Genomic DNA, 13784 nt, shown 5'->3' with positions numbered 1-13784 from the left:
CGACCATCACGTTCACGGGGCCGAGGTCCCAGGGAGTCGCCATAGGCAACCGGTACATCTTAGCGCACGTCAGGACTTCGGCCTGCCGTGGAGTCGGTCACTGTCAGCTGTCACTGCCGGGTGTCCTCGCTGCCGAGGATCCCCCGGATGCGCTCCAGCCGCTCCGACACCTGCCGCTCGTAGCCGCGGTCGCTCGGGTCGTAGTAGCGCGAGCCCGCCAGCACGTCCGGCAGGTACTGCTGCGGTGCGACGCCGTGCGGCCAGTCGTGCGCGTAGCGGTAGCCGTCACCGTGCCCCATCTGCTTCGCGCCCGCGTAGTGCGCGTCGCGCAGGTGCGGCGGCACCGTGCCCACCCGGCCGGCGCGAACGTCCGCGAGCGCCGCGTCCACCCCGAGGTAGGCGGCGTTCGACTTGGGTGCCGTGGCGAGGTGCACGACGGCCTCGGCGAGCACGATGCGCCCCTCGGGCATGCCGATGAGCTGCACGGCCTGCGCGGCGGCGACGGCGGTCTGCAGGGCGGAGGGGTCGGCCATGCCGACGTCCTCGGCGGCCGAGATGACCAGGCGCCGGGCGATGAAGCGGGGGTCCTCGCCCGCGGCCACCATGCGGGCGAGGTAGTGGAGGGCGGCGTCGACGTCGGACCCGCGGATGGACTTGATGAACGCGGAGATGACGTCGTAGTGCTGGTCGCCGTCGCGGTCGTAGCGGACGGCGGCGACGTCGACGGCGCGCTCGACGTCGGCCAGGCCGATGCGTGGCACGGCGGCCTCGCCCGTGGCGGTCTCCGGGACCTCGTCCGACAGGACCGCGCCCGCGGCGGCCTCGAGGATCGTCAGTGCCTTGCGGGCGTCGCCGCCGGAGAGCCGCAGGAGGTGCTCGGTGGCCTCGTCGTCGAGCTCGACGGCCCCGCCGAGGCCCCGCTCGTCGGTGACGGCGCGCAGGACGAGCTCGCGGACGTGCTCCGTCTCCAGCGGCCGGAGCGTGAGCAGCAGCGAGCGGGACAGGAGCGGCGAGTTCACGGAGAAGCTGGGGTTCTCGGTGGTCGCGGCGACGAGCGTGACCCAACGGTTCTCGACGCTGGGCAGGAGCGCGTCCTGCTGGGACTTGGAGAAGCGGTGGACCTCGTCCACGAACAGCACCGTCTCGTCACCGCCGGTGGCGAGCCGGCGCCGGGCGTCCTCGACCACCTGGCGCACGTCCTTGACGCCGGCGGTCACGGCGCTCAGCTCCACGAAGCGGCGCCCGGACACCGTGGCGACGAGGTACGCGAGCGTGGTCTTGCCGGTGCCCGGCGGTCCCCAGAGGATGACCGACGACGGTGCGGCGCGCCCGCCGGCCCCCGGCTCGATGAGCCGACGCAGCGGGGAGCCGGGCACCAGCAGGTGCTCCTGTCCGGCGATCTCGTCGACGGTGGCCGGTCGCATGCGCACGGCGAGGGGTGACGACGCCCGCGCGGCCGGGGTGCCGGCCGCGTCGGTCGTCGCTGCATCGAAGAGATCCACCATGCCCCCAGCCTACGGACGCTCACCGACATCCCCGTCCGCGCGGACTCCGTCGTCCGGCTCAGCTGACGCCGGGCAGGACCTGCGAGCCGATCCGCGAGCAGGGCGCGTCGGCGGGCCACGGCTCGTTGGGCTCCCTGGGGTCGTCCGCCAGGATGCTGCCGACCCAGGCGTCCCGTCGCACGCCGCGCTGCAGGGCGTGCTTGCGCAGCGTGCCCTCCACGCGCAGCCCGAGGCGCCATGCCACCCGGCGCGAGGCCCAGTTGCCGACGTACGCGACCCAGGTCACCACCGCCAGCCCGAGCCCGTCCGGATCCAGCGCCCAGTCGACGACGAGCCGGCTCGCCTCGGTGCACAGGCCGCTGCCGCGGGCGTCCGGTGCCATCCAGTAGCCCAGCTCACCGGAACGCTCCTCCCCCGGGCTGCCCTCGCACGTCAGGCCGACCATGCCGATCAGCGGCCCGTCGGCCTCGCCGGGGGCGCGCACCGCCCACGTGTAGACAGAGCCCTTCGCCCAGCCGTCCGCCACGTGGTAGCGCACGAACCCCTCGGCGTGCCGGCGCTCGTAGGGCACGGGCACCACCGTCCAGTCGGCGACCGCGGGGTCCTGGCAGGCCGCCGTGATCGCGTCGACGTCCGCGTACGTGGGGACGGACAGGCGGACGTGGTCAGAGGCCAGGACGAACGGTTCCATGGTTCGATGGTGCCACAGAAACAGGCTCCGACCTGCGGCTTTACCGCTGTGAGGAATGCTGCTCCGGCGACGGCCCGGCTTCGCCGCCGGGCGAGCCGTCGTCCGGCACGGCACTGTCAGGCACAGCGTCGTCAGGCACAGCGTCGTCAGGCACAGCGTCGTCAGGCGCAGGCACGCCGTCGTCCGGCTGCTTGCGCAGGGTGCTGTACACGGACCAGGCCACCGCGATGAGTGGGACGGCGACGATCGCTCCGAGGATGCCGCCCACCACCGTGCCGCACGTGACGCCGAGAGCCACCACCACCGGGTGCAGCGACACCTGCTTGCCCATGATGAGCGGCTGCAGCACGTGCCCCTCGAGCTGGCCGATGCCCGCGATGCCGAGCGTGACGACGAGCGCCGTCAGGAGCCCGTCCGCCGCGAGCGCCACCACCGCCGCGATGATCATGGCCAGGGGCGCGCCGATCAGCGGGATGAAGGTACCGATGAAGACGAGCACGGCGAGCGGTGCCGCCAGCGGCACACCGAGGATGGACAGGAAGATGCCGGCCAGGATGCCGTTGGAGATGGCGACGAGCACGATGCCGCGGGTGTAGCCGGAGAACGTGTACCAGCCGGCCCCGGCGACGTCGTGCCACCTCTGCCGGGTGCGGGCGGGCACCTGGGTCATGAACCAGCGCCACATCGCGGCGCCGGACGCGAGGAAGAAGACCGTGCAGAAGACCGCCAGCACCAGCACGGCGACGCCCTCGACGATCGATCCGGCGCTCTCGGCAGCCCGGCTGACGAGCGTCTGGGAGTTCTCCTGGATCCAGTCGGCGGCGTCGTCGATCCACTGGTCGCGTGTGTCCACCTCGACGGTCACCGGCAGCGAGTTGTTCTCGATCAGGTCGACGATCTGGTCGATGCCGGTGTTGAACTCCCCCGCGAGGCGTTCCCACTGCCCGGCGACCGACACCACGACGTACGTCAGCAGGCCGCCGATGACGAGCACGCCGGACAGGATGGCCGCGGCGGTCGCCAGGGCGCGCGGCATCACCCGGTGGTACAGGTCGGTCAGCGGGTTGAGGACCGCGGTGATGACCAGGGCCAGGAAGACGGCGACGAAGACGATCAGGACCTGGGTGACCGCCCAGAAGACCAGGGCGACACCAGCCACGAGCACGATGAGGCGCCACGACCAGCCGGCGGCGGTGCGCAGCCAGGGTGGCGGTGCGTTCTCGGAGGACGCGGGGCCGCCGGGCGTGGCGTTCGTGGATGGTGCGGGGTCAGGCACCGAGTCAGTCTGCCTCATGCGCGGGCGCCGCGCCCTGCGCTGCGGCCTGTGTCGGAGCGAGTGTCGGAGCGAGTGTCGGAGCGAGTGTCGGAGCGAGTGTCAGGGCCTTCTTGCGCAGCGTGCTGATCACCGCCCACGTCACCGCGGTGAGCGGCACCGCGACGACGGCACCGAGCAGGCCACCGAGCACCGAGCCCCCCGCGACGACGAGTGCCATCACCACCGGGTGCAGCGACACCTGCTTGCCGGTGATCAGCGGCTGGAGCACGTTCGCGTCGATCTGGGCCACCACGATCATGCCGATGAGCACGACCAGCGCCAGCACCGGTCCCTTGGCGGCCAGCGCGACGAGCGCGCTGATGACGATGGCGGCGACCGGGCCGATCATCGGGACGAACGCCCCCAGGAACACCACCACGGACAGCGGGAGCGCCAGCGGCACGCCCACGACGGACAGGAAGACGCCGGCCAGCACGCCGTCGGCCAGAGCCACGAAGAACATGCCGCGCGTGAACCCGGAGAACGCCGTCCAGCCCGCGCTCGCGGCCGCCTGCCAGCGGTCGTGCCGGTCGGCCGGGACCAGCGACAGCACCCACTGCCACATCCGGCCGCCCTGGGTCAGGAAGAAGACCGTGCAGAAGATCGCGAGCACGACGGCGGTCGCGCCCTCCGCGATGGATCCGGCGCTCTCGGCGGCGGTGCCGACGTAGTCGCCCGCGTTGGCCTGGAGCCAGGCGCCGCCGTCGGCGAGCCACTCGCTCGGCGTGCCGAGGCCTGCCAGCAGCGGGTTGCCGGTGAGGAGCTCGGCGAGGTCCGTGAGGCCGGTGCCGAACTCGGTGGCCAGCTCCTCCCACCGGCTCACCACGGACGACACCACGTACGTCACGAGACCGCCGACGGCGAGCACCGCGGTCAGCAGGGACGCCGCCATCGCCAGCCCGCGGGGCATCACCCGGTCGTACAGGTCCCCGAGGGGGAGCAGCACGGTGGTGAAGACGAGGGCCAGGAACAGCGCGACGAACACGAGCTGCACCAGGCTCACGACGTAGAGCGCGAGGGCCACGGCCAGGCCGATGCCGATCAGCTTCCATGCGAGGTCGCCGGTGGACCGGATCCACGGCGCCCCGAACTCCGCCCGCGGCGGGAGCTCCTGGACGGCTGGTCGCTGCGCGGTCTCCCGCGCGTCCTGCTCTCCCGCATCCTGCTGCGGGGTGGTCGGCGACTCCGCCGCTGTCGTCGGCGCTACCGTCGGCGCGTCAGCCGTCATCGCCATGCTCCCACTATTGTTTTGGGCGGATTGTCCAGGCGGACGTTAGCGGCAGCCCGTATCCCACGACAACTGCCACCACGACCGGCGGGACACCGAGCGGATCCTCGGGCCACGAGCCGGGCCGCGGGACCCGACGGGACCCGATGCGACATCTGCCCGAGCACCCACCCCACATGGCACTACCTGACGTGGGCCTACCTGACGTGGGCCTACCGGCCGGACACGTACTCACTCGCCAGGATGGCGTAGTTCAGCTCGGTGGCCCACGCGCCGTCGTCGGGCCGGATGTCACTCTCGACCAGACGCGCCTCCAGCCGCATGCCGAGGCGCTCGCACACCCGCGACGACGGCGTGTTCTCCTCGTCGATCCGTGCGAAGACCCGGTGGAATCCGTAGGCGTCGAACGCGAGACCGAGCGCCGCGCGCACAGCCTCGGTGGCGTAGCCAAGACCTGCTGCCTCGGGGCGGAACCCGTACCCCACCTCCGCCTGCCCGGTGCCGGGCGCCCACTTCAGGAGGACCTCGCCGATGACGGCCCGGCCCGCGCGGTCGACCACCGCCAGGACCAGCACGTCCCCCGGTATCGAGAACGGGGCGCCCGACCAGTCGATCAGCTTCCGCGCGGCGAGCTCGGGTGTCCAGGGCGGCTGGAACATGTAGCGCGCCACCTCCGGCCGTGAGCGCCAGGCGAGGAACGCGTCGGCGTCCGCTGGGGTGACCGGGCGCAGCTCGAGCCGTTCGGTGGTCAGGGGCCAGTGCGGGGTACTCACGTCTTGCGAGTCTGCCAGCCGGTCCTGGGTGGTCGCACGTACGGTGGCTGGATGAAGATTCTTGTGACCGGCGCCACAGGGAACATCGGCAGGATGGTCGTGGACCATCTGCTGGCCCGCGGCGCGGACGACGTCCGGGCGCTCACCACCAACCCGGCGCGGGCGCGGCTGCCCGACGGCGTGGAGGTCGCCGTCGGCTACCTGCGGGAGCCGGACACCCTGCCGGAGGCGTTCGCCGGCGTCGACCGGATGTACCTGGCGCCGGTCCTGGAGACGGTCACGGAGGTGGTGCGGCTGGCCCGGGAGGCGGGAGTGCGGCACATCGTCGACCTGTCGGGCGACGAGACCACCGACTGGCAGCCCGTCGCGCAGGCGGTCGAGGCGTCGGGCCTCGCGTGGACGCACCTGTACGCCGGGGAGTTCGTCGAGAACACGACCGTCTGGGCCGACCAGGTCCGGACCGCGAGCGAGGTCCGCGAGCCGTACCCGGACGCGGCGAACGCGCCGGTGGCCATGGACGACATCGCACGGGTCGCCGCCGCGGTGCTGCTCGGGGACGGTCACGAGGGGCGTGTCCACACCCTGACCGGCCCCGAGACGATGACGCGGGCCGAGCGGGCCCGCCGGCTCGGCGTCGTGCTCGGCCGGGAGGTGAGGTTCGCGCGCGTGCCGCTGGACGAGGCGGCCGCCGTGCTGGAGCCCGCGATGGGTGAGTACGCCAGGTGGTACCTCGAGGGGTTCGGGGCCATGGTCGACAGCCCGCAGGTCGCGACGACCACCGTCGCGGACGTGACCGGGGAACCGGCCACGACGTTCGAGCAGTGGGCGGCAGCGAACGCCGACGCGTTCCGCTGACCGGCCCGCGGGCGGACCCGACCCACGCGACCCAGGTCACACGCTTTTCGATTCGGAACCGACCCGAACTGCGTGCTATGTTTTTCCACGCACCGAGAAGGCGGAAACGCCGGGAACGGTCCACCTGTCCGGGTGGCGGAATGGCAGACGCGCTAGCTTGAGGTGCTAGTGCCCTTTATCGGGCGTGGGGGTTCAAGTCCCCCTCCGGACACTCGTTGAGACAGCGACGAAGAAGGCCCCTGACCCGCGGAGACGCAGGGTCGGGGGCCTTCTTTGTTTGTGCTGGCCGCCAGCCTTTCCCCACCGAATCATCCGGTTCGGGTGACGCGGGTGAAGGGCGCTGCCGAGAGGGTTGATCCGGGTTCGCCGCAGCGGCGAGCAGAACCGGAGAACCGAGATGAGCCGGCCGTCACCGATCGCCCGCATCCTTCGTCACCCCGTCGCGAGCACCGAGTCGCGTGAGTCGTCGGCGCTTCTCACCGGCGCCGGCGCCTTCGTGCTGGGCACGCTCGTGGGGCTCGTCGTGTTCTGGGGTCACGCTCTGCCGATCTCGGGCCGCGGCTCGATCGGTGACTTCGTCGCCATCGGTGGAGCGCTCGCCGCGATCGTCGCGTTCCTCCTCGGCTGCGTGCTGCGACGTGCCCAGCTGCGGAGCGACCCGTCCGGGAGCGCGGGCCTGCCGCGGCCGCACTGGTTCGACGTCGCGGCCTTGACGCTGGCGCACGCGGCCATCGCGATGCTGGGATGGATCGGGCTCGCATCCGTGGTGAGCGAGAGCTTCGTCGGCGCGACCGTGTACTCGACGTCCGCCGCACTGCTCGCCGGTGTCGCCCTGGCCGTGACCGCCTACCTGGCGTTTCTCTCCGCCGTGAACCTCACCCCGATGCTGCTCTCGCTCGTCCTGGCACTGTTTCTCACCGTCGGCGCCCTGACCAGCATGCTCAGCACCTCCGACCCGTCCTGGTGGAAGGAGAACCTCAGCGCGCTCGGGATCAGCGACGACCTGTCCGCGATGGCGTTCAACCTGACGCTCGTCGTCGCCGGCGTCATGGTCACGACGATCGCGCACTATGCGACCGCGTCCCTCCCGCGCTCGACCAGCTCGGAAGCGCGGAGCGAGCGCCTCGTCCGACTGGCGCTCGTGCTCATCGGCGTGCTCCTCGCCCGTGTGGGGGCCTTCCCTGCCGACGAGTTCCTGGGGGTGCACAACACCTCCGCCACCGGGATGGTGATCATCTACGTCGCGCTGGTCGTGAGCCTGCGCCGGCTGCTTCCGTCGGCGCCGAGGATCTTCGTCCTGCTCGGCTACGTGTACGTCGGCGTCATCGTGCTCCTGGCGGTCTTCTTCGTCACCGGGTACTACAACCTCACGGCTGTCGAGCTGGTCGCGGCGGTGCTCATCTTCAGCTGGATCATCGTGTTCCTGCGCAACACCGAGGCCGTCGTGGCGTCCCGCCCGGAGCAGGCGCCGCCTCCACGTCCTGGCCCGACGGCGACACGAGCAACCGCCACCTCGTGACCGGGACCGGCCTGACCGTCACAGATCGTGCTCGGCGAGCTCGCGGAACTCGTCGGGCACCGCGCCGCCGTCACGGAGCACGACCGGGAGGTAGCCGACCGCGTCGCCGCCGAACCTCGTCCGGATCGCGTCCATCGACGCGTCGACGGCGCTCCTCGCCGCCCCCTGTGCGGAGCCGGGACGCCACGGGTCGGTCGGCTCGAGGTCGAGCTCCAGCTGGATCGCCCGCTGGTCCGAGAGGTTCGAGACGGAGATGCCGAGCAGTGTGATCTCGCACGGGGCGGCGTCCTCGATCGCGGACCAGGCAAGCCGCTCGGCGATCTCGGTGAGCGTGAGCGTGGCCGCGACGGACACCGGCAGCGTGAGGGAACGCGTCACCCGGGTCATGCCCGCGAGACGCACGGCGACCGTCACGGTGCGTCCTGCGCGCCCCTTGGCGCGCAGGCGCCGCGACACCCGGTCGGACAGGTGCGCCAGGACCGCCCGGACGTCGTCCGGCTCGGGGCGGCGCCGGCTCAGGGCCGACTGCGCCCCCACGGAGCGTGCGCGGTGGGTGGTGACGACCCGGCGCGGGTCCTCGTCCTGCGCCATCGCGCTGAGCTTGTGACCGACGGCGTGCCCGAGGATGTGCTCGACCGCGGTCGACGGGGTCCGTGCCAGCTCACCGATCGTCCGGATGCCGAGGTCGGCGAGGCGTTGCTGGTTCACCGGGCCCACGCCCCAGATCAGCCCGACGGGGAGCGGGTCGAGGAAGGCCCGCTCGGCCCCTGGGGCGACGACGACCAGGCCGTCCGGCTTGGCCACCTGGGAGGCGATCTTCGCGAGATGCTTGGTCCGTGCGGCGCCGACCGAGATGGGGAGCCCCACCTCCGCGCGGACGCGCTCGCGGATCCGTGCCCCGATCGTCGCGGGCGGGCCGAACAGGTGCGTCGCACCGGACACGTCCAGGAACGCCTCGTCGATCGAGATCCGCTCGACCGTCGGCGTGACGTCCGTCAGGACGGCCATCACGGCGTCGCCCAGCCGCTGGTACTCGCGGAAGTGACCGCGGACGAACACGAGCTCCGGACAGAGCCGGGCCGCCCGCCACCCGGGCATCCCACCCTGCACCCCGTGCGCCTTGGCCTCGTAGGAGGCCGCGAGGACCACTCCCCCACGTGGCCCGCCGCCGACGGCGATCGGCCGTCCGCGCAGGGCAGGATCCAGCAGCTGCTCGACCGACGCGTAGAACGCGTCGAGGTCGGCGTGCAGGACGGTGGTGCCGGGCCCGGACATCACACCATGCTACTCGAACATGCGTTCTATACCCAGGTCCCCGTCGAGCCCGACGCCGAGCCGTTCAGGGATTGGCGAACATCTGCACGCCCACACGGTCGAAGCGCCGCACCTCGAGGTCCCGGCGGTTGATCGTCCAGTACAGGATCCCCATCGGCACCCCTACCCACTGCGCGAGCACCACCCAGTCCTCCGGGCGGGAGCAGTTCTCGCCGGGCTCCTGGTCCGCCGACTCACGGGCAGGGTCCCCCATGCCGTCGAAGTCGTAGGCGTAGCCTCCGAGCTGCCACTCGCCGCCCTCGTCGGACTGCTCGGACCAGACGGCCTGCAGCGTCTCCGCGTGCGGATGCGCGGCACGGGTCTCGGCGTCGAGCGGGCACGACGGCAGCGACACGCCGGGAACCAGGCGGAGGTCGTCGGTATGCCGCAGCGCCTCGTCCAGCTCCTCGGGAGAGTCGTAACCGTAGGTCTCGTAGTCGAGCGAGACCTCCCGCTCCTCGACCGGCGTTCCCGCCGGGACGTATACGGCAGTGCCCGACAGGCGCTCGTCCTCCAGCTCGACGTTCGAGAACAGGAGCACGTGTCCGTCGGGTGGCAGCGGCAGATCGGTGGCACCCGGCGGGATCGCCGCCAGATCGAGAGTCACGATCAGCTGGTACTCGGCGCGGTGGTCGGGCTCGAACACCGTGGCAGGGGTGGGCATGTCCGGCGGGAGCAGCAGCGGGCCGCCGAGCCGGCCGACGACCGGCCCGCCGCCGTCCGGCGCCGTACGCAGCGCCGGGCGCGCGAGCCCGAGCCACCGGTCGACGTCATCCTTCGGGACGCCCCGGTCGAGCGCCTGCTCCCGGAACCGGTCCAGCCACCACAGCGTCGACGCGGGCAAGGTCCGGACCGGCGCGGGCAGCACCCCGGCACCGAACTCCCATCCCGGCTCCGGTCCGACCACTCCCGGCTCACCCAGCTCCGTCAGCCACTCGGCGGCGGACGAGCGTGTCCTCGCGTCGCCGTCGGACAGCGCGGCCCTCGCCGCCGCCCGGGCACCCGGGTGGTCACCGAGCACCCGGCGGGCCGGCAGGCGGTGGCGGTTCGCGCCCAGCGCGAACGAGGTCAACCGCGGGACCAGCGGCTCAGGGGCCGCGGGGAACCGTTCGAGGATCGTCAGGATCATCGTCGTCGTGTCGACGGCGGCCTCGTCCCGGTGCCGCTTCCCGTCGCCGCCGTCGAGGTACTCGTCCGCGAGGTCGAGGCGTTCGGCGAACAGCGGCCACCAGCGCTCGGCGTCCTCGGGCGTCAGGGTGGCGCCGACCTTCCGGCCCCGGCCGTTCGTGCGGGTGACCAGGAGCTCGGCCACCCACCGGTCCGCGTCGGCCGACCCGGCGGCGCGACGCGCGTCACGCAGGGCGCGCACGTCGGGCAGCAGCGCCGACCGACCGCCGGCGACCTGCCAGGCGCGGTCCGCGTCCTGCCCGCTCCCTGGCGGCAAGGTGCGCAGGGTGCTCAGCTCCTCCGCGAGGCCCGCGCCCTGGGGCGCCAGGACGGGAGGCAGGGGGACGACCGCCTCGGCCGCACGCAGCACTCGCACGCGGAAGACGGCCCGGCGCAGCAACCGCTCTCGCACCGGGTCCAGCGGCCCGCCGTCGCCCGTGACGTCGCCGTCACCGCCGGCCAGGGCCTCCTCGATCGCCACGACGCCGCCGAGGTCGCCCAGGTGGGCGACGGCGTCGGACAGCCGGTTCGGCGGGGCGGTCCGCAGGTGCCGCCGCAGCGCGTCGACCTGCCTGCGCCCGTCGAGCTGGGACAGCGTGGCCAGCGCCTGCGCACGGACGCCGGCGTCCGCGTCGACAGCCAGCTCGGCAGCCAGGGTCGCGTGCGCTTCCGGGCTGCGCGCGCACTCGGCTGCCACGAAGCCTCGGACGTAGAACTCCAGCCCGGTGACGACCTCCGCGAGCACGTCGGTGTGGCGGGCGAGGAAGGCGATGCCCGCGTCGCTCCGCAGCATCTGGTGGCGGCTGCGCGCCCAGTGGTGGGAGTCCGCGTACAGCAGCGCCGAGAGCGTGGCGTGCACGGCCGACCGGCCGGGCGCGTCACCCGCCCTGGCCACCTCCGTGACAACGTCCGGGGTCCACCGCAGCCGCACATCCGCCGCATCGGCCGCGTCCGTGGCGGTGCTCGCCCGCCCCACGTCATGGGCGAGCATGAGCAGCCAGGACGGCTCACCGTGCTCCACGGCCCGGGAGGAGGCCGCGTGCAGCACCTGCCCGAACCGGGCGAGCACGTCGGCCGACGCGGTCCGGTAGACCGTGAGCCGTGCCGCCTCGGCCTCCTGCCGGGTCCATCCGGGGTGCAGGTCGGTGACGGCCGCCGTCAGGTCGGCCGGGTGGTAGCCGCCCGGCTCGGCGACCATCCCCGCGCCGCGTGGCAGCTCGCGGAGGCGCTCCAGGATGTCCGCTCCCGTGCCGTTCAGCACGTAGTCGACCACCGGCTCGGAGACCTGCGCCACCTTCAGCGGCGCGAGACACTCCCGCACCGCGGCGGCCACGCCGGACGGCCCGTCCATGCCGGCATCCAGAGCTGCCATTTCCCCATCAAATCTGTGCATATCGGGAGTTTACGGACGGGGTCTGACACGCCCGTGCGGCACCGCAGGCCGGACCTCACGCGAGGACGCCGGTGTCAGCGGTCCCTGGCACACTGGCGGCCATGACTCTTCCGGACGTCGCCGCACACCCGACCGCCACCGCGCTCGACGTACTGCGCGACGTCTTCGGCTACGACGCCTTCCGCGGGGAGCAGCAGGAGATCATCGACACCGTTGCCGACGGCGGCGACGCGCTCGTGCTCATGCCGACCGGCGGCGGGAAGTCGCTGTGCTACCAGATCCCGGCGCTCGTCCGGCGCGGCACAGGCGTGGTGATCTCGCCGCTGATCGCGCTCATGCAGGACCAGGTGGACGCGCTCGACGCGCTGGGCGTACGAGCCGGGTTCCTCAACTCGACGCAGGACCCGGACCAGCGTCGCGCGGTGGAACAGGCCTACCGCTCGGGCGAGCTCGACCTGCTGTACCTGGCCCCGGAACGGCTCGGCGTCGAGTCCACCGCGCGGCTGCTCGACCAGGGCACCATCGCCCTGTTCGCCATCGACGAGGCGCACTGCGTGTCCCAGTGGGGCCACGACTTCCGGCCCGACTACCTGCGGCTGAGCGAGCTGGCCGAGCGCTGGCCCGGTGTGCCGCGCATCGCCCTGACCGCCACCGCCACCCATCAGACCCGCCAGGAGATCGCCACCCGCCTCGGCCTGAACGAGGCCCGGCACTTCGTCGCCAGCTTCGACCGCCCCAACATCACCTACCGGGTCGTACCCAAGGACAACCCGGGCCGGCAGCTCCTGGACCTGCTGCGCACCGAGCACCCGGGTGACGCCGGCATCGTGTACTGCCTGTCGCGCGCGTCGGTGGAGAAGACCGCCCAGCAGCTGACCGACCAGGGCATCCGCGCCCTGCCGTACCACGCGGGCCTGCCCGCGCACGTACGGTCGGCGAACCAGTCGACGTTCCTGCGCGAGGACGGCGTGATCATGGTCGCGACCATCGCGTTCGGCATGGGCATCGACAAGCCCGACGTCCGGTTCGTCGCCCACCTCGACCTCCCCAAGTCGGTGGAGGGCTACTACCAGGAGACCGGGCGCGCGGGCCGCGACGGCCTGCCGTCGACGGCGTGGCTCGCGTACGGCCTGGCCGACGTCGTCCAGCAGCGCAAGATGATCGCCGAGTCCGACGGCGACCTGGCCCACCGCCGCAAGCTCTCGGCGCACCTCGACGCCATGCTCGCGCTGTGCGAGACGGTCGAGTGCCGCCGCGCCCAGCTGCTGCGCTACTTCGGCCAGGACCACGCCGGGAGCTGCGGCACGTGCGACACCTGTCAGAACCCGCCGGAGGCCTGGGACGGCACCGTTCCGGCGCAGAAGCTGCTGTCCGCGGTGTTCCGCCTGGACCGCGAGCGCAACCAGCGGTTCGGCGTGGGGCACGTGGTCGACATCCTGCGGGGGAAGTCCACGCCGAAGATCACGCAGTGGGGGCACGACAGCCTGACGGTGTTCGGCGTCGGCGAGGACCTGTCGGAGGCTGAGTGGCGGTCCGTGGCGCGCCAGCTCCTGGCCCTGGGGCTGCTGGAGGTCGACTCGAACCACGGGACGCTGATGCTCACCGAGGCCAGCGCGGAGGTGCTGGGCAGGCGGCGTGACGTCCGCCTGCGGCGTGATCCCCGCCCGGCGTCGGGCGGTTCGCGCAGGATTGCGCGCTCCGGCGGCACCCGGCCGGAAGCGGCGCCGCTGTCGGACGCCGACCAGCCGGTCTTCGAACGGTTGCGGGCCTGGCGGGCCGCGACGGCCAAGGAGCAGGGTGTGCCCGCCTACGTGGTGTTCCACGACGCGACGCTGCGTGCCGTGGCCACCGAGCAGCCGGCGGACCTCGATGCGCTGAGCGGGATCAGCGGCGTCGGCCAGGCCAAGCTCGAGCGCTACGGCGAGGGGATCCTGGCGGCGCTGCACGCGGAGGGGTAGCCGCCGCGGGGTAAGCGCCGCGGGGAAACCCCGGCGGGCGCCGCGCGCCTCGCCCGCCGGTTCCGA

Annotated in this window: 10 protein-coding genes and 1 tRNA gene; 4 read left to right on the top strand and 7 right to left on the bottom strand. The window is 72.6% G+C overall.

Going from position 1 to position 13784, the window contains the following annotated elements:
- Positions 1 to 110: 110 nt before the first annotated feature.
- The 5 genes from LUU90_RS15625 to LUU90_RS15605 all read right to left on the bottom strand — a co-directional run bounded on the left by LUU90_RS15625 (position 111) and on the right by LUU90_RS15605 (position 5512).
- Positions 111 to 1502, bottom strand: a complete 1392-nt coding sequence (locus tag LUU90_RS15625) for a replication-associated recombination protein A (RefSeq protein ID WP_275004460.1) — start codon at positions 1500 to 1502, stop codon at positions 111 to 113.
- A gap of 61 nt (positions 1503 to 1563) precedes the next feature.
- Entirely contained in the window at positions 1564 to 2196 is a 633-nt protein-coding gene (locus LUU90_RS15620) for a GNAT family N-acetyltransferase (RefSeq protein ID WP_275004419.1), read from the bottom strand.
- Between the two features lie 40 nt (positions 2197 to 2236).
- Complete coding sequence (locus tag LUU90_RS15615) at positions 2237 to 3472, bottom strand: AI-2E family transporter (RefSeq protein WP_275004418.1); 1236 nt, start codon at positions 3470 to 3472, stop codon at positions 2237 to 2239.
- 4 nt (positions 3473 to 3476) lie between these two features.
- Complete coding sequence (locus tag LUU90_RS15610) at positions 3477 to 4745, bottom strand: AI-2E family transporter (RefSeq protein ID WP_275004417.1); 1269 nt, start codon at positions 4743 to 4745, stop codon at positions 3477 to 3479.
- Positions 4746 to 4951: 206 nt separating this feature from the next.
- Positions 4952 to 5512, bottom strand: coding sequence for a GNAT family N-acetyltransferase (locus LUU90_RS15605; protein ID WP_275004416.1), 561 nt, complete (start codon positions 5510 to 5512; stop codon positions 4952 to 4954).
- A 51-nt stretch (positions 5513 to 5563) separates the two neighbouring features.
- Here LUU90_RS15605 and LUU90_RS15600 point away from each other — a divergent pair, with 51 nt between their 5' ends.
- The 3 genes from LUU90_RS15600 to LUU90_RS15590 all read left to right on the top strand — a co-directional run bounded on the left by LUU90_RS15600 (position 5564) and on the right by LUU90_RS15590 (position 7886).
- On the top strand, positions 5564 to 6367 hold the full coding sequence (locus tag LUU90_RS15600) for an NAD(P)H-binding protein (protein WP_275004415.1): 804 nt from the start codon (positions 5564 to 5566) through the stop codon (positions 6365 to 6367).
- A gap of 126 nt (positions 6368 to 6493) precedes the next feature.
- Positions 6494 to 6578 (top strand) — tRNA-Leu (locus LUU90_RS15595).
- A 186-nt stretch (positions 6579 to 6764) separates the two neighbouring features.
- Complete coding sequence (locus LUU90_RS15590; protein ID WP_275004413.1) at positions 6765 to 7886, top strand: DUF998 domain-containing protein; 1122 nt, start codon at positions 6765 to 6767, stop codon at positions 7884 to 7886.
- Between the two features lie 18 nt (positions 7887 to 7904).
- Here LUU90_RS15590 and dinB read toward each other — a convergent pair whose 3' ends face one another.
- Positions 7905 to 9161, bottom strand: coding sequence for a DNA polymerase IV (gene dinB, locus LUU90_RS15585; RefSeq protein ID WP_275004411.1), 1257 nt, complete (start codon positions 9159 to 9161; stop codon positions 7905 to 7907).
- Positions 9162 to 9225: 64 nt separating this feature from the next.
- Positions 9226 to 11739, bottom strand: a complete 2514-nt coding sequence (locus tag LUU90_RS15580; protein WP_275004409.1) for a DUF1963 domain-containing protein — start codon at positions 11737 to 11739, stop codon at positions 9226 to 9228.
- Between the two features lie 122 nt (positions 11740 to 11861).
- Between LUU90_RS15580 and recQ the strand changes: the two genes are divergently transcribed.
- Positions 11862 to 13718, top strand: a complete 1857-nt coding sequence (gene recQ, locus LUU90_RS15575; protein ID WP_275004408.1) for a DNA helicase RecQ — start codon at positions 11862 to 11864, stop codon at positions 13716 to 13718.
- Positions 13719 to 13784 lie beyond the last annotated feature (66 nt).

Source organism: Promicromonospora iranensis (assembly GCF_028994775.1).
Taxonomy (GTDB): Bacteria; Actinomycetota; Actinomycetes; order Actinomycetales; family Cellulomonadaceae; genus Promicromonospora; species Promicromonospora iranensis_A.
Note: the sequence above shows the minus strand (reverse complement) of the source record. Positions and strands in the feature narration are given on the sequence as shown.